The sequence below is a fragment of the Micrococcus luteus genome (genome assembly GCF_014138885.1).
Classification (GTDB): Bacteria; Actinomycetota; Actinomycetes; order Actinomycetales; family Micrococcaceae; genus Micrococcus; species Micrococcus luteus.
The window spans coordinates 2,233,840-2,250,003 of the sequence record NZ_JACJIK010000001.1; the positions used below are offsets into that span (position 1 = coordinate 2,233,840).

Here is a 16,164-nt window from a genome sequence, read left to right on the forward strand (position 1 = left end):
GCGGCCTCAGTCGAGGCCGGGGCGGCGGCGCGTGCGCTTCACCTCGGAGCGACGGCGCTTGGCCTCCAGGCGGCGCCGCCGGGAGCCGCGCGTCGGCGTCGTGGCCCGCCGCGGCGTCGGCGGGGCCAGGGCCTCGCGCAGCAGCGCCGCGAGCCGCTCGCGGGCGGCCGCCCGGTTGCGCCGCTGGGCCCGGTGCTCCGCCACGCTGACGGTGAGCACCGTGCCGGCCAGCCGGGGAGCCAGCCGCGCGAGGACGCGGGCGCGCTGGACGTCGTCGAGGGCGGAGGTGGCCGCCAGGTCCAGGCTGAGCTGGACCCGCGAGTCCGCCGTGTTCACGCCCTGACCGCCCGGGCCGGAGGCGTGGGAGAAGCGCTCGACGAGTTCGCCCGCGGGGATGACCAGCCCGCGGGGTGCGCCGGGGCCGGGGGTGACGCGCACGTCGCCGGGGCGGGGCTCAGCCACGGGGGGCCGCCGTCCGTGGTCCGCGCAGGTCGGCGAGTGCGACGAGGAGCGCGAGGGCCATGCACCCGGCCACCAGCGCGAAGGCGGCCATGAACGCCCCGTCCCAGTCGGCACCGGAGGCGACGCCCAGGAACACCCCCACGATCACGGCGGTGCCGACGGCCGTGCCGACGCGCTGGCCGGTCTGCAGGACGCCGCCGGCCGTGCCGGAGTGCCGCGGTGGGACCTCGGCCAGGCTGAGGGTCTGGTTGGGGGAGACCACCAGCCCCTGCCCGGCACCCAAGAAGGCGAGGGTGAGCAGCAGCCACCATGGACTCAGGCCGAACTCCCGGTTGGCCCACGCCACCCCGATGGAGCCCACGACGGCGAGCAGCGCCAGCGCGATGCCGAGGACGACGATCTTCCGGCCCGTGCGCAGCACCACGCGACCGGCCACAGCGGACATCACGCTCGACATGACCGCCGAAGGCAGGCCGATCAGGGCGGCGTGCAGCGCCGGGTAGCCCAGTCCGTTCTGCATGAACATGGCGATCACCACGAACATGCTGGTCGAGCCGGTGAAGTAGATGGCGATCAGCAGGGCGCCGCACGCGAAGCTGCGGGTCTGGAACAGGCGCAGGTCCACCATCGGGGCGCGGCCCCGTCGGGCGTAGCGGGCCTCCCAGCGTGTCCAGAGGGCGGTCAGGCCGATGCCGACGGGCACGAGCACGAACCGCCACGGCCCGAGCTCACGGTCCAGGAACGGGAGCATGACGGCCACGAGGGCGCCCGCCAGCAGGACGACGCCGACCGGGTCCAGGTCCGGACGCCCCGTCCGCACGGGGGCGGTGCGCGGCAGCCACTGGCGGGCCACGACCAGGGCGCCGAGGGCGATGGGCACGTTCACCAGGAAGGTCGCGCGCCAGCCGAGGTCGCCGCCGAGCCACGCGATGAGCCCGCCGCTGAGCAGCGGCCCCACCGCCACGGACACCCCGACGACGGCGCCGAGCGCCCCGAACGCCCGGGCGCGGGAGGCGCCGGAGAACTCGCCCTGGATGAAGCCGGTGACCTGCGGATTGAGCAGGCCCGCGCCCACGCCCATGACCAGGCGCGCGAGCACGAGCAGGACGCCCGTGGGCGCCAGGCCGGACAGGAGCGCACCGAGCGCGAACACGCCGAGGCCCACCATGAACAGCCGGCGGCGGCCGAAGAGGTCACCCGCCCGGCCCGCCGGCACGAGCACCATGCCGAACACGAGGGTGTAGCCGGAGATGGCCCACTGCAGCTCCGCGTCGCTGGCGTCCAGGCCCCGCTGCAGGGCGGGCAGGGCCACGTTGATGCTGGACACGGCCAGCAGGGACATGAAGATCGGGATGAGGAGCACCGCGAGGATGCGCTGCTGGTGCGGGGTGAAGACCGAGGACGCGGCGCCGTCGGACGGACGCGGGGCGACGGGCAATGCGGTCTCCTTCTCGGGGGTGTCTCGGGCGCTCTCCAGGATCGGCCCTCGTCCCGCATCGTGCCAGGTCCCAGGGTCCTCGGCCCGGTGCGGCGCACGGAGGCCATGACCGCGGCCGACGCGCGGCCGCCCCGTCCCGCCGGCGTCGGGTGCGGGACAGAGGCACCTCGGGTCCCCGGTGGTGGAGAAGGCGAACTGAGGGGGCCCGGAACTGCTCCGTCAGGCCGTAGTCTTCACGCATGAGCGAGACGCACGACGAGATGCAGGTGTTCGCGGCAGACCAGGGCCTGCTGGTCTGGGGCCCGTCCCGGGCCCTCGATCTGCTGGACCAGGCCGAGGACGTGCGGGCCAAGGTGGTCACGCCGTCGCTCGTGGCCAAGCTGAGCACGCTGGTGCAGGGGATCTCCCAGGCGCAGCTGGAGGGGGCACGCTATCTCCGGCTGGACGACAAGTCCTACGAGACGGTCAAAGCCCTGGGCGTGAAGAACCTGAGTTCGGGGGTGCTGCGGCGCAAGGACGTCGCCGGCGGCTCCGGAGGCCAGATCGTGAAGCACCTCTCGTTCACGGCGACCCCGCTGGCCAACCCCGCGGCCGTGGCCGCGCTGGCGGCAGCCAACACCCAGCTGCAGATCATGGCCGCGCTCGATGACATCCAGGACTATCTGGCCGTCATCGACGAGAAGCTCGATCGCCTCCTGAAGCAGCGGAAGCTCGAGATCGCCGGTCAGCTGGGCGGCATCGTCTTCGCGATCGAAGAGGCCGAGGCCGTCCACGGATCGACCGGACGGGTCTCCGCCGTCACTTGGTCCAAGGTTCAGCAGAACTCGCTGCTGCTGCAGCAGGTGCAGGCAGAAGCCGTCTCGCAGCTGGCCGCCGTCGCGGACCGCGTCATCGCGTCCAAGGCAGACGTGGACAAGCTGGCCAAGGTCGTCGGCGCGGCCGAGGAGGACGTCCAGTTCTGGCTCGGCATGCTCGCCCGCTCGATGGCCGTCCAGGACCGACAGCAGCTGCTCGAGCTGGCGCGTGTGGAGGAGGACGAACCCGAGCTGCTGGCCGAGCACCGCGAGGGCCTCGTGGCCGCGCGGGTGCACCGCACCGCGCGGATCGCTGAGGCACTCCGGCGGATCAACGAGTCCCTCGTCGAGGCAGGAACCCTGAAGAACCTCGGTTACGTCGCCAACCCGATCAGCTCGCGCCGCGTCACCCGGGGGTCGAATGCCGTGACCGATCAGGTGGTCGAGTTCGTGACGCACACGGACATCGAGCTCGACGCCCTCGGGCGCGTCGCCGGGAAGCGGTGGTTGGAGGCCGCGCAGGGGTTCGCGGGTGAGGTGAAGACGGCTGTCGAGACCAACGCCGTGGACGCCAAGCAGGGCGCCAGCCGATTGGGTCGGACCCTGCAGGCCAAGCGCGAGGAGCGCATGCTCGCCAAGGCCGAGGAGATCCGAGCCCGGCGGGCGGAGATTGAGCCAGCCGACGACGGCGCCTGACCCCCCAACGCCCCTCACTTCGCGTCCGCGTACGACCCCACGCTGGAGACGGTGAGCGGGAAGTCCACGGGGGCGGGACCGAACAGCAGGCGGCCGGCGGCGCTCGCGGACTCCGCCACGACCGTCCGCACGGCCTCGGCCTCCGCGGCCGGGCCGTGCAGGACGACCTCGTCGTGGACGAAGAACACGAGTTCCGTGCGCATGCCGGCCGACCGCAGTCGACGGCGGATCTCGCCCATCCAGCACAGCGCCCACTCGGCCGCGGTGCCCTGCACCACGAAGTTCCGGGTGAAGCGGCCCTGGGAGCGCCGCCGTCGCCGGGCCGCGGACTCGGCGGCCTGGGTGCCGACGTCGGACACGGACTCCTGCCACTTCCGCCCCGGTGCGGGGGACCAGCGGCCCAGCCACGTGGACACCTGGCCGCCGCCCTCGCCGACGGTGGCCGCCCGCTCGAGCAGGCCGATCGCTCGGGGGTAGAGCCGGCGCAGGTGCGGCATGAGCGCCGCGGAGTCGCCCGTCGTCGAGCCGTACATCGCACCCAGCAGGGCGATCTTCGCGCGCCCGCGGTCGGCCAGCGCGGTGCCGGCCGCCCGGCCCTGCTCCGCGACCTCCCGGTACAGGTCGGGCGTGGTCCCGGCACGGGCCAGCGCCTCGTCGGCGGCCATCGCGGCGAGGATGCGCGGCTCCACCTGGGAGGCGTCGGCCACGGTCAGCGTCCACCCGGGGTCTGCGCGGACGGCGTCGCGTACCCCGGCTGGGATCTGCATGGCCCCACCGCCGTGGGCGGCCCACCGCCCGGTCACCACGCCGCCGACCAGGTAGGCGGCGTGGAACCGGCCGTCGTCGCCGATCCACTGGTCCAGCCAGTGCCAGCCATTGGCCGTCCACAGCCGGGCCAGGGCCTTGTACTCCAGCAGCGGCGCGAGCAGCGCGGCCCGCGCCTCGCGTTCCGCGCCGCCGGCGTCGATCCAGTGCTTCAGGTCCCACTGCCGCGTGGACTCCACGGCCACGCCTGCCGTCTGCAGCGCCCGCAGCAGGCTGGGCTGCGAGTCGGGGCTCAGCCCGGGGGAGCCCAGGACGTCGGCGATGCGTTCGGCCAGGGTCTGCAGGCGGGCGGGACGCTCGCCCGGTGCAGGCCGGGGGCCGAGCTGCTCGGCGAGGAGCGCCTCGTGCACGCCCCGGTCCCACGGCAGACCCGCCGCCCGGATCTCTGCGGCCACGAGTGCGCCCTGCGACTCCGCCGCCGCGAGCAGCCGCAGCCGGTGGGGGTGGGCCGAGCCCTCGACGGCCGCCCGCTGCGCGGCCAGCTCCGCCGCGAGCACGGTGACGTCCAGAGCGGGGCCGGCCTCGTCCGGCAGGTCGAAGAAGGACTCCTGACCGGCGGGCACCCGCGCCGGGCGCTCGGGCTCCGTCGGGTCGGCGACCTCGAGCTGCGCCACGGGCGTGTAACGCACCCCGCTGCCCGGCGCCGTTGCCGCGTGCCGCAGGATCCGCTGGACGAGGGCCAGGTCCCAGCACCGATCCACCCGCACCCCCGCCACCAGCCAGGCGGCGTACTCCGTCCCGACGTCGGCGAGCACCCAGCGGACCGTGCTCGGGTCCACGCCCAGGCGGGCGGGCAGACCGGCCACGAGCCCGGCCACGGACCCGGCGGCGCAGGAGCCCAGGGGAGTGGCGTCGTCGCCTTCCCCGTCCAGGGCCCACCAGGCGCCGGGGCTGCCGACGGAGGCGGGGGCGGGGCCCAGGACGACGAACATGGCCCTCATTCTGCCCCGTGCCCCGAGGCGCCGTCTGCCGCAGCCCTGTGCGGCAGACCTCCCGGCACGGCGGCGACCACGGCGGGCACAGCGGGCACGGTTCCCCCTGACGTCCCGCCGCCTCCTCGGGGGGCGGGGAGAAGGGCTGTGCGACTTGCACGCCCGCCGAGCGGAGAACACACTGTGCGGACGCACCGGCGCGCAGCGGGCCGTCGGGCGCCACCCAGAGAGGACCCACCATGACAGCGACCCGGTCCGGCGGCGCCGCGACGTCTCGCCTCAACGCCAAGGTGGTCGGCATCTCGGTCGCCGCCGCGCTCGGCGGCTTCCTGTTCGGCTTCGACACCTCCGTCATCAACGGTGCCGTGGACGCCCTCGCCGGGGAGTTCGGCCTCGGCGCCGGTCTGACGGGCTTCGCCGTCTCCTCGGCGCTGATCGGCTGCGCGCTCGGCGCCTGGTTCGCCGGGCCGATCGCCAACCGCCGCGGCCGCGTGCCCGTGATGGTGATCGCCGCGATCCTGTTCCTGGTCTCCGCCATCGGCTCGGGCCTGGCGTTCGGCGTCGTTGACCTGATCTTCTGGCGCATGGTCGGCGGCCTGGGCGTGGGCGCCGCGTCCGTGATCGCTCCGGCGTACATCGCGGAGGTCAGCCCGGCCCATGTGCGCGGTCGCCTCGGCTCGCTCCAGCAGCTGGCGATCGTCCTCGGCATCTTCGCCGCGCTGCTCACGGACGCGCTCTTCGCGACGATGGCCGGGGGAGCGGCGCAGCCGTTCTGGCTCGGTGTCGACGCCTGGCGCTGGATGTTCCTGGCCGAGGCCGTCCCGGCGGTGCTGTACGGCCTGTTCGCCCTGAAGCTGCCGGAGTCCCCGCGCTACCTGGTCGCCCGCGGTCGCACGGACGAGGCGGCCGAGGTCCTGCACGAGTTCACCGGCGTGGACCGGGTGAACCTGATGATCGAGGACATCCGGCGCTCGCTGGACTCGGAGCACCGCGAGTCGTTGGCGGACCTGCGCGGGCCGTCGGCGGGCCTGCAGCCGATCGTGTGGATCGGCATCCTGCTCTCCGTCTTCCAGCAGGCCGTGGGCATCAACGTGATCTTCTACTACTCCACCACCCTGTGGCGTTCGGTGGGCTTCGGGGAGTCGGACGCCCTCACGGTCACCGTGATCACCTCGGTCACGAACATCGCCGTCACCCTCATCGCGATCGCCCTGGTGGACCGCGTCGGCCGTCGCCCCATGCTGATCGCCGGCTCCGCCGGCATGACGGTCAGCCTCGGCCTGATGGCACTGGCCTTCTCCTTCGCGCAGACCGGCGGCGCCGAGTCCGTGTCCCTGCCGCAGCCGTGGTCCACCGTGGCGCTGGTGGCCGCGAACGCCTTCGTGGTGTTCTTCGGCGCCACCTGGGGTCCGCTGGTCTGGGTGCTGCTGGGCGAGATGTTCCCGAACCGCATCCGCGCCGGCGCGCTCGCCGTGGCCGCCGCCGCGCAGTGGGCGGCGAACTTCACCGTCTCCACCACGTTCCCGTGGCTGGCGGACATCGGCCTGACCCTCGCCTACGGCCTGTACGCGGTCATGGCGGCGCTGTCCCTGGCCTTCGTGGCGGCCTTCGTCCCCGAGACCAAGGGCAAGACGCTCGAGGAGATGAGCGACGTCGTCGTGCGCTCCCCGGGGCAGCGGCGCGCGGTGCGCGCCGAGGCCGAGCGGGGCCTGCGCGGCTGACACCGCCCGTCCCGACGACGGCCCCCTCCCAGAGCTTCTGACAGGGAGGGGGCCGTGGTGTGTGCGGGGCGGGTCAGCCGGCGTCGGCGCCGGTGGCGACCTCCTCGTCGTCGCGGTGATCCAGGCCCTCGTCCTCGGAGTCCTCGATGAGACGGTCCCCGGCGATCTTGTCGACGATCAGCGCGATGGCGGCGTCACCGGTCACGTTGGTGGCGGTGCCGAAGGAGTCGATGGCGATGTACGTGGCGACCATGAGCGCGACCTGCGGCTCGGTGAAGCCGAGCATCGAGGACAGCAGGCCCGAGGCCGCCACGATCGCGCCGCCGGGCACGCCGGGCGCCGCGACCATGGTAACGCCCAGCATGAAGATGAAGCCCACGAACACCGGGATGTCGATCGACTGGCCCGAGAGGAACAGCACTGCGATGGAGAACGAGACGATCTTCACCGTGGAGCCGGCCAGGTGGATCGTCGCGCACAGCGGCACGACGAACGAGGCGATCGGCCGGCGCACGCCGAGCAGCAGGGTCTGGCGCAGGGTCACCGGGATGGACGCCGCCGAGGACGAGGTGCCCAAGGCCGTCGCGTAGGCCGGCAGCATCGTCTTCAGGGCCGTGAACGGGTTGCGGCTCGCGATCGCGCCCGCGACGACGTACTGGACGAGCAGCAGCACCACGGTGAGGCCGAAGACCAGCAGGATCACACCGAGGAACGTGGTGATGACCTTGAAGACCTCACCGGCGGCGGTCATGTTCAGGAACACGCCGAAGATGTAGACGGGCAGCAGCGGCACGATCAGGCCCATGACGACCATCTCGATGATGGATCGCAGCTGGTCGAAGCCCTCGTGCAGGGCACCGCGCGGCAGCGTCGTCAGGCCGATGCCGAGCACGAACGCGAGCAGCAGGGCCGTCATCACGCCGAAGGGCGGGTCCATCTGCACCTCGAACAGCGGGCCGAGCAGCGCGTCCTCGGGGTTGGCCATCGCCTCGAAGGACCCGGGCGTGAGGATCAGCGGGAAGACGAGCAGGCAGACCAGCAGGGCGCCGAAGCCGCCGAACAGGGTGGAGCCGTAGGCGATGCCGCCGGTCAGGGCCAGCAGCTTCCCCGCACCCCGGCCGATGTCGCCGATCGCGGGGGCGACGAGCGCCAGGATCAGCACCGGGACGATGAAGCCCAGGAAGTTCGAGAACAGCCCGTTGAAGGTGGCGAAGGCCTGCACGAGCCAGGTCGGCGCGACCAGGCCGACGAGGACGCCGGCCACGATCGCGAGGAGGATGCGGGGCAGCAGGCCGACGCGGCGGCGGGGCGCGACGACGGCGCCCCCGGAGTCGGGGCCGGACGCGTCGAGGGCGTCGGAGTGGGAGCGAGACATGGCCGACACGCTAGCGCAGGCCGTCCTGCCCGTCGCCTGGGCGTCGGGCCATCCACGGCGGCGTCGGCGACCCCCGTCGTGGTGCAGAACACAGGGAGCGCCACCGTCTCGGGTAGCGTGCAAGAGCATGCCCGCCCCACCCGGACCGAAGGAGACGATGATGACGGTCCTGCCCCGCCCCGCAGACGCCCGGGCCGCCCAGGGGCGCGCTGCCGGCGTGGAGGCCGCATGAGCGAGTTCCTCGCCTCACGCTGGCCGGACATCCTCTTCCGGGCGTGGCAGCACGGGTGGCTCGTGCTGCAGGCGCTGGCCATCGCCACCGTGCTCGCCATCGCGCTGGCCGTGATCGCCACGCGGATCAAGGGCCTGACCCCGATCGCGAACGCCTTCACCGCCGTCGGGCTGACCCTGCCCTCCTTCGCGCTCATCGGCGTCCTGATCCCCCTGGTGGGCATCGGGACCGTCCCCGCCGTCGTGGTGGTGGTCTTCTATGCCCTGCTGCCCATCCTCCGCAACGCGCTCGTGGGTCTGCGCGGCGTGGACCCGGAGGTGCTGGAGGCCGCCCGGGGGATGGGCATGGGGCCGGTGGCGCTGTTCACCCGGGTGCGTCTGCCGCTGGCCTGGCCCGTGATCCTCACCGGCATCCGGGTCGCAGGCCAGCTCGGCATGGGCGTGGCCGCGGTCGCGGCCTACGTCCTGGGGCCCGGGCTGGGCTCGTACATCTTCACGGGGCTGGTCTCCCTGGGCGGCGCCAACGCGTTGAACTACGCCCTCGTGGGCACCCTCGGCATCGTCGTCGTCGCCCTCGTCCTGGACGGGCTGCTCGTGCTGCTCGGCCGGCTCACCATCTCGAAGGGACTGCGTGCATGAGCACCGACCGTGACGCCGGGGCCGAGATCCGTCTCGAGTCCCTGACGAAGCTCTATCCGGGGCAGGACCGTCCCGCCGTGGACGCCCTGGACCTCATCATCCCCGCGGGGGAGACCGTGGTGTTCGTCGGCCCGTCCGGCTGCGGCAAGACCACCTCGCTGAAGATGATCAACCGCCTCATCGAGCCCACCTCCGGACGGATCCTGATCGGTGGGGAGGACATCACACGCCGCGACCCCACCCGGCTGCGCCGTCAGATCGGCTACGTCGTGCAGGGCGGCGGGATGATGCCCCACCTGTCCGTCGCCGAGAACGTCGGCCTGGTGCCGCGCCTGCTCAAGTGGGACCGCCGGCGCATCGCCGACCGCGTGGACGAGCTGCTCGACCTCGTCGGCCTGGACCCGGCGATCTACCGAGACCGCTTCCCGCGCGAGCTGTCCGGCGGACAGCAGCAGCGCGTCGGCGTGGCGCGGGGCCTCGCGGCGGATCCTCCCGTGCTGCTCATGGACGAGCCCTTCGGCGCCGTGGACCCCCTCACCCGCCAGCGCCTGCAGCAGGAGATGCTCGACATCCAGGCCAGGGTGGGCAAGACCATCGTGATGGTCACCCACGACGTGGACGAGGCCGTGCTCCTGGGCGACCGGATCCTGGTGCTCGAACCCGGCGCGCACGTGGCCCAGTACGCCACCCCCGAAGAGGTCCTGGCGCGGCCGGCCACCGAGTTCGTGGCCGACTTCGTGGGGTCGGGGGCGGGGCTCAAGCGGCTGGGGCTGCGGTCGGTCGACTCGCTGCCGCTGCGCCCGATCGCACAGCACCCGACGGGCACGCTGCCGGGCGGGCCCGTGCTCGACGCGGCCACCCCGATCAGCGAGGCCCTCGCCGTGCTGGTCACGGCCCCGGCGGAGGAGATCGCCGTGGTCCGTGATGGCACGGTCATCGGTCTGCTCGACTATCCGACACTGCGCGCGCACGCCCGCGCCGGCGACGAGCAGGCTCGGCCGTGATCGCCCGGCTGCGTGCGGCCTCCGCCGAGGACCGCCTGCTCCTGATCGGCCTGCCGCTGCTGGTGGCCGCCCTGCTGATCGGGTGGACCGTCTGGGTGCGCGGAGCCGCCCTCGACGACGTCGAGGCCCGGCTGCTGACCTGGCCCACCGTCCTGCGCCTCACCGCCGAGCACCTGGCCCTCGTCGGCGTGTCCACCGTTCTGGTCGTGGCGACGGCCGTCCCGCTCGGCGTGCTGCTGAGCCGCCCCGCCGCCCGGCGGTTCACCCCCGTCGCCATGGGGCTGGCCAACGCCGGCCAGGCCGCTCCCGTGATCGGTGTGATCGTCCTGCTCGCCATGGCGTGGGGGTTCGGCTTCCGGGTCGCCGTCCTGGCCCTGTCCCTCTACGCGTTCCTGCCCGTGCTGGCCAACACGCTGGCCGGGCTGCGGGGTGTCGACCCCACCGTCGTCGAGGCGGCCCGCGGCATGGGCATGTCGCCGCTGCAGACCCTGCTCCGGGTGGAGCTGCCCTTGGCCCTGCCCGTGATCATGGCGGGTCTGCGGACCGCCCTGGTGCTGCTGGTGGGCACCGGGGCGTTCGCGACGTTCATCGACGCCGGCGGCCTCGGCCTGCTCATCCAGACCGGGATCGTCCTGTTCCGCTTCCCGCTGCTCGTCTCGGGGGCGATCCTCGTGGCCGCCCTCGCCCTGATGATCGAGTGGATCGGCCGCCTCGTCGAGACGCTGGCCACGCCGAGGGGGCTCGCATGACCACCCCGCGCGCGACCCTCCCGTCCCGCCGCCGCGGCCGGACCCCCGCTCGTGCCGCGCTCGCCGCGCTCGGCCTGGCGGCCTCCCTGGTCCTGTCCGGGTGCGGGCTGAGCACCGCCGGCGGCTACCTGCCCTCGGGCACGCCCGCCGGCGACGTCGCCGGGATCGACCTCGAGGGCGCCCACGTGGCGGTGGGCTCCAAGAACTTCAACGAGGGCGTCGTGCTCGGCAAGATCACCGCGATCCTGCTGCGCTCCGCGGGGGCCGACGTCGAGGATCTGACCAACATGCCGGGTTCGCTCAGTGCGCGCCAGGCCCAGGTCGCAGGCGTCGTGGACGTCGAGTGGGACTACACGGGGACGGCCTGGATCACGTACCTGGGCCACACCGATCCGATCCCGGACGCCCAGGCGCAGTGGGCCGCGGTCCGGGACGAGGACGCGCAGCAGGGCCTGGTGTGGCTGCCGCCGGCCGAACTCGACAACACCTACACCTTCTCCGTGCGCCAGGACCGGGCGGAGGAGCTCGGCCTGGAGACCCTCGCGGACATCAAGGACCTCCCCACGGAGGACCAGTCCTTCTGCGTGAGCGCCGAATTCGCCGCCCGCAACGACGGGTTCCTGCCCATGCTCGAGGCCTACGGGATCGAACGGCCCACCGGATCCCGGCTGCGCCAGATGGACATCGGGGCGGTGTTCGCCGCGGTGGCGGACGGGTCGTGCACCTTCGGGGAGGCGTACTCCACGGACGGGCGGATCGCCGCGCTGGACCTGACGACCCTGCAGGACCCGCTGAGCTTCTTCCCGAAGTACAACGCGGCCCCCATCGTGCGCGAGGAGGTCCTGGCCGAGCACCCCGAGATCGCCGACCTGCTGGCGCCCGTGACCGCGCGCCTGGACAACGCGACGGCCGCGCGCCTGAACGCCCGGGTGGACGTCGACGGCGAGGAGCCCACCCAGGTCGCGTGGGACTGGCTCCGCGAGGAGGGCCTGATCACCGACTGACGGTCCGCCGACGCCGCCGGCACGGCGGATCAGGCAGCCGTCAGCGTGCGCGAGTAGACCGTCCGGCCGACGGCGTTGATCAGACGCACCCGGAACTCGCGGCCGTCCTCGGGGATCTCGACGTGGCCGAAGTACTGGTGCTCGCCGGAGCGCGGCGAGCCCATGACCGGCCCGTGCGCCTCGAAGTCCAGGCGCGGGCCGAAGGTGCCGTCCAGCGTGTTCGGGCCGGACGATCCGGCGTTGATGGGGCCGGCCACGAACTCCCAGAACGGCTCGAAGTCGGTGAACGCCGCGCGCAGCCCGCGGATGAGCCACTGCAGCTGTTCCTCGCCCAGGATCGGGGTCTCGTGGGTCTCGAGACGCTGGGTGTTCTCGCCCTTGTGGGTGCGCATGTCCAGGGCGAACACGTCGAGCGTCGCGCCGCGGGGGATCCTGCGGTGGATGCGGGTGGGCGCGAGGCCGGAGCCGCGGTGCAGGGCCGTGGAGTCGGCGATCGGCATGTACTCCTGCCACGCTCGCCGGGCGCCGTCGTGAAGCGGGCCACGGCCGACTCGCCCAGGCGGCCGGCCTCGTCCTCGAACGCGTACGTCACCTCGAAGCGGGCGCCGGAGGGCAGCGTGTCCGCGAGGATCTTCGCGGTGTGGTCGGCGGCCCCGTCGACCCAGCCGGAGCGCAGGGTCAGCCCGCGAGCGAAGCGGCCGCGCAGCACCAGCCCGTCCTCGTCGACCGCGCGCAGCGTGGCGTGCAGGCGCGAACGGCCGGACTCGGCCAGGCCCCCGGGTGTGTGGCCTCGGGCTGACCCCCGGGTGAACGTCCGACGCCGGCCCCCGGCGGCATCGGGGTCGACCGGCCCGGGGCCGCTCAGCGCAGGGCGGTGACCGTCCGGACGGCGTCGACGATCGCGTCCGCCGCGGCGTCGAGCAGCGGGGCGTCGGCGTCCGGGCCGAACGTGCAGCGCAGGGCCGTGCGGGCCTCGTCCTCGCTGAGGCCCAGCGCGAGCAGGGCCGGGGACGGCTCGGCGTCGTGGGCCGAGCACGCGGACCCCGCCGAGGCCAGCACGCCCCGGCGGGCCGCCTCCTCCAGCACCGACTCGCCGTTCACGCCGGGCAGCACGAACGAGGCGTGACGCGGCAGCCGCCGCGCGGGATGGCCGGTCAGCCGCGCGTCGGGCACGAGCGCCCGGACGCCGTCGAGCACGCGCGCCGCGAACCGGTCCCGCAGCCCGGACCACGCGTCCGCGGCCGCGGTGCGCTCCGCCTCGGCCTCCTCGAAGGCCGCCGCGAACCCGGCGGCACCGGCCACGTTCTGCGTCCCGGACCGCCGGCCCCGCTCCTGGCCGCCGCCGGGCACGAGCGGTTCCAGGGCGTGACCCGGGCGCACCCACAGCGCGCCGACCCCCTTGGGCCCGCCGACCTTGTGCCCGGACAGCGCCACCAGATCCGCCCCGAGGGCGCGCACGTCCACCGGGATCTGCCCCGCGGCCTGCACCGCGTCCACGTGCAGCGGCACGCCCGCCTCCCGGGCGACGGCGGCCAGCTCGGCCACCGGCTGCACCGTGCCCACCTCGTTGTGGGCCAGGTGCACGCTGACCAGCGCGGTGTCCGGGCGCAGGCGGGCGGCGAGGTCGTCCGCACAGGTCAGGCCGTCACGGTCCAGCGCGAGGTGCTCGACCTCGACGCCGTGCAGCCGGGCCAGCTGGCCACAGGACTGCCGCACCGCGCTGTGCTCGATCCCCGTGGTCAGCACGTGGTTCGCCGGGCGGCCGGCGAGGATCCGGGCGCGCACCGTGCCGAGCACGGCGAGCGCGTCGGCCTCCGTGCCGCCCGAGGTGAACACGACCTGCCCGGCCCGGGCGCCGATCGCGCGGGCCACCCGCGCGCGGGCGTCCTCGAGCAGGGCCGCCGCCGCCCGGCCGGCCTCGTGCGCCGAGGACGGGTTGCCGTAGACGCCGGTGAGGGCGGGCCACATCGCCTCCAGCGCGCTGCGCCGGACGGGCGCGGTGGCCGCGTGGTCCAGGTCGAGGGTGGTGCTCATCGGCGCGGCGAGACCTCCTCGACCACGGCGTCCAGGCCCAGGTCCAGGGACTGGACGGTATGGGTCAGCGCTCCCACCGAGATCACGTCCACGCCCGTGGCCGCGATCGCCCCGATCGTCTCGAGGCTCACCCCGCCGGAGGCCTCGACGACGGCGCGGCCCGCCACGAGCTCGACGCCGGCCCGCAGCTCGGCCGGCGAGAAGTTGTCCAGCATGATCGTGTCGACCCCGGCGGCGAGCACCGCCGGGATCTGCTCGAGCCGGTCGACCTCCACCTCCACGTGGGTGGTGTGCGGCAGGCGGGCCATCCCGGCGCGCAGGGCCGCGGTGAGGGCCTCGCCCGGGTCGCCGGCACCGCCGAACCCCAGCGCGGCCAGGTGGTTGTCCTTGAGCATCACGGCATCCGAGAGGCTGAAGCGGTGGTTGTGCCCGCCTCCGTCCCGCACCGCCTGCCGTTCGAGCACGCGCAGACCCGGGGTGGTCTTGCGGGTGTCCACCACCCGCGCGTGCCCGCCGCCGGCGCGCACGGCGGCCACGTGGGCGGCCGTCGTCGTGGCGATCCCGGACAGCCGTTGGACGAGGTTCAGCGCCACGCGCTCGGCGCGCAGCACCGAGCGGGCGGGGCCCGCGACCTCGGCGACGACGGCGCCGGGGGACAGGTCGGCGCCGTCGGTCAGGTGCAGGGTGACGGACACGGCCGGGTCGACGAGCCGGAAGGCGGCCTCGAGGGCGTTCGTGCCGGAGAGCACCCCGGGCTCGCGGGCCACCACGCGCGCGGTGATCCGGGCCTGCTCCGGGACGAAGGCCTCCGAGGAGACATCACCCCAGGGCGCGTCCTCGGCGAGCGCGGCGGTCACGATCCGCTCCACGTCCGGCTGCGGGGCCGGCGTCGCCGGGGCGCGGTCGGCCGGGGTCACGTCCCGGCCCCGGCGGACTGCGCGGCCGACTGCTTCGGCGCGACGGCCAGCATCCGCTCGAGCGCGGTGCGGGCCGGCTCGGCGACGGACGCAGGCACGGTGATCCGGTTGACCACGCGGCCGGCCACGAGCTCCTCGAGCACCCACGCGAGGTAGCCGGGGTGGATGCGGTACATGGTGGAGCACGGGCAGATCACGGGGTCGAGGCAGAAGATCGTGTGCTCGGGGTGCTGGGCGGCCAGGCGCTGCACGAGGTTGATCTCGGTGCCGATCGCGAAGGTCGAGCCGGCCGGCGCCGCTTGGATCGCCTTGACGATGAAGTCGGTGGACCCGGAGGAGTCCGCGGCCTCCACCACGGGCAGGGGGCACTCGGGGTGCACGATCACCTGGACGTCCGGGTGCTCGGCGCGGGCCTGCTCGATCTGCGCGACCGTGAAGCGGCGGTGCACCGAGCAGAAGCCGTGCCACAGCAGGACCTTCGCGTCCCGCAGGGCGTCCTCGGAGTTCCCGCCCAGCGGCAGGCGGGGATTCCACGTCGGCATCTGCTCGAGCGGGATCCCCCTGGCGCGGCCCGTGTTCCGGCCCAGGTGCTGGTCCGGGAAGAACAGGACGCGCTGGGCACGCTCGAACGCCCAGTCCAGCACGGCCGAGGCGTTGGAGGACGTGCACACGATGCCGCCGCGCTCGCCGACGAAGCCCTTGAGGGCCGCGGAGGAGTTCATGTAGGTCACGGGCAGCAGGGGCACGCGCCCGTCGTCGTCCGGCTCGGTGCCGTAGACCGCCTCGAGCTGCTCCCACGCGTCCTCGACCGAGTCCAGGTCGGCCATGTCCGCCATGGAGCAGCCGGCGGCGAGGTTGGGTAGGATGACGGCCTGGTCCGGGGTGGAGAGAAGGTCCGCGGTCTCCGCCATGAAGTGCACGCCGCAGAACACGATCGCCTCCGCCCCGGGCCGGCCCTGGGAGGCCCGCGCGAGCTGGAAGGAGTCGCCCACGAAGTCGGCGTGCTGGACGACCTCGTCGCGCTGGTAGAAGTGGCCCAGCACGACGACGCGGTCGCCGAGTGTCTGCCGCGCGGCGCTGATCCGGGCGTGGAGCTCCTCGTCGGAGGCCCGCTGGTACTCCTCGGGGATGCGGCCCTGCACGGGGGCGTCGGCCGGGACGACGTCGTCCTGCGATGCGCCGGGGCCGTAGGCGGGCAGGCCGGCGTCGAACGCCCAGGGGCCGCGGGTCAGGTCGGGGGAACACGAGGAGCCGCGCGCGGCGTCCTTGTCGATCAGGGTCAGGGTGCGGGCCACCGAGGCGGTGGTTCCGGTCGGGGTGGTCATGGGTGACTCCTGGGTCGG

The 16,164-nt window shown here is 74.0% G+C and carries 14 protein-coding genes; 6 read left to right on the forward strand and 8 right to left on the reverse strand.

All coding sequences use genetic code 11. The features are described 5' to 3' along the window. Window positions 1-6 precede the first annotated feature (6 nt). Both arfB and HDA34_RS10415 read right to left on the reverse strand, forming a co-directional pair. On the reverse strand, window positions 7-462 hold the full coding sequence (gene arfB, locus HDA34_RS10410) for an alternative ribosome rescue aminoacyl-tRNA hydrolase ArfB (RefSeq protein WP_134377049.1): 456 nt from the start codon (window positions 460-462) through the stop codon (window positions 7-9). Continuing rightward, the gene (locus HDA34_RS10415; protein ID WP_134377048.1) at window positions 455-1,900 is read right to left on the reverse strand and encodes an MFS transporter; all 1,446 of its coding nucleotides are present in this window, start codon (window positions 1,898-1,900) and stop codon (window positions 455-457) included. Before HDA34_RS10415 ends, arfB begins: the two co-directional genes overlap by 8 nt. 239 nt (window positions 1,901-2,139) lie before the next feature. Here HDA34_RS10415 and HDA34_RS10420 point away from each other — a divergent pair, with 239 nt between their 5' ends. Beyond that, the gene (locus tag HDA34_RS10420; RefSeq protein ID WP_041104976.1) at window positions 2,140-3,390 is read left to right on the forward strand and encodes a hypothetical protein; all 1,251 of its coding nucleotides are present in this window, start codon (window positions 2,140-2,142) and stop codon (window positions 3,388-3,390) included. A gap of 14 nt (window positions 3,391-3,404) precedes the next feature. Here the strand turns inward: HDA34_RS10420 and HDA34_RS10425 are convergent, their stop codons facing one another. Next, window positions 3,405-5,147: a bifunctional 3'-5' exonuclease/DNA polymerase gene (locus HDA34_RS10425; RefSeq protein ID WP_134377047.1), complete on the reverse strand. Its 1,743-nt coding sequence runs from the start codon at window positions 5,145-5,147 to the stop codon at window positions 3,405-3,407. Window positions 5,148-5,386: 239 nt separating this feature from the next. Here HDA34_RS10425 and HDA34_RS10430 point away from each other — a divergent pair, with 239 nt between their 5' ends. Beyond that, complete coding sequence (locus HDA34_RS10430; protein ID WP_134377046.1) at window positions 5,387-6,868, forward strand: sugar porter family MFS transporter; 1,482 nt, start codon at window positions 5,387-5,389, stop codon at window positions 6,866-6,868. A gap of 73 nt (window positions 6,869-6,941) precedes the next feature. Here the strand turns inward: HDA34_RS10430 and HDA34_RS10435 are convergent, their stop codons facing one another. Beyond that, window positions 6,942-8,243, reverse strand: coding sequence for a dicarboxylate/amino acid:cation symporter (locus tag HDA34_RS10435; protein WP_041104968.1), 1,302 nt, complete (start codon window positions 8,241-8,243; stop codon window positions 6,942-6,944). Between the two features lie 228 nt (window positions 8,244-8,471). Between HDA34_RS10435 and HDA34_RS10440 the strand changes: the two genes are divergently transcribed. From HDA34_RS10440 to HDA34_RS10455, 4 genes are read left to right on the forward strand one after another with little or no spacing between them, the layout of a single operon-like run. Further along, complete coding sequence (locus HDA34_RS10440; RefSeq protein ID WP_060973551.1) at window positions 8,472-9,113, forward strand: ABC transporter permease; 642 nt, start codon at window positions 8,472-8,474, stop codon at window positions 9,111-9,113. Then, window positions 9,110-10,117: an ABC transporter ATP-binding protein gene (locus HDA34_RS10445; protein ID WP_049145928.1), complete on the forward strand. Its 1,008-nt coding sequence runs from the start codon at window positions 9,110-9,112 to the stop codon at window positions 10,115-10,117. The genes HDA34_RS10440 and HDA34_RS10445 overlap by 4 nt, the downstream gene beginning before the upstream one ends. Then, window positions 10,114-10,866 (forward strand): ABC transporter permease, encoded by a 753-nt coding sequence (locus HDA34_RS10450; RefSeq protein ID WP_036316433.1) that lies wholly within the window; start codon window positions 10,114-10,116, stop codon window positions 10,864-10,866. The genes HDA34_RS10445 and HDA34_RS10450 overlap by 4 nt, the downstream gene beginning before the upstream one ends. Then, entirely contained in the window at window positions 10,863-11,870 is a 1,008-nt protein-coding gene (locus HDA34_RS10455) for a glycine betaine ABC transporter substrate-binding protein (RefSeq protein WP_041104962.1), read from the forward strand. Before HDA34_RS10450 ends, HDA34_RS10455 begins: the two co-directional genes overlap by 4 nt. Window positions 11,871-11,899: 29 nt before the next feature. Here the strand turns inward: HDA34_RS10455 and HDA34_RS12060 are convergent, their stop codons facing one another. The 4 genes from HDA34_RS12060 to nadA form a co-directional block, all read right to left on the reverse strand. Then, window positions 11,900-12,370: an alkaline phosphatase D family protein gene (locus HDA34_RS12060; protein WP_060973549.1), complete on the reverse strand. Its 471-nt coding sequence runs from the start codon at window positions 12,368-12,370 to the stop codon at window positions 11,900-11,902. 361 nt (window positions 12,371-12,731) lie between these two features. Then, window positions 12,732-13,904 (reverse strand): cysteine desulfurase family protein, encoded by a 1,173-nt coding sequence (locus tag HDA34_RS10465; protein ID WP_134377045.1) that lies wholly within the window; start codon window positions 13,902-13,904, stop codon window positions 12,732-12,734. Then, window positions 13,901-14,821: a carboxylating nicotinate-nucleotide diphosphorylase gene (gene nadC / locus HDA34_RS10470; RefSeq protein WP_134377044.1), complete on the reverse strand. Its 921-nt coding sequence runs from the start codon at window positions 14,819-14,821 to the stop codon at window positions 13,901-13,903. Before nadC ends, HDA34_RS10465 begins: the two co-directional genes overlap by 4 nt. Continuing rightward, entirely contained in the window at window positions 14,818-16,146 is a 1,329-nt protein-coding gene (nadA, locus tag HDA34_RS10475) for a quinolinate synthase NadA (protein ID WP_134377043.1), read from the reverse strand. The genes nadC and nadA overlap by 4 nt, the downstream gene beginning before the upstream one ends. Between the last annotated feature and the right edge of the window lie 18 nt (window positions 16,147-16,164).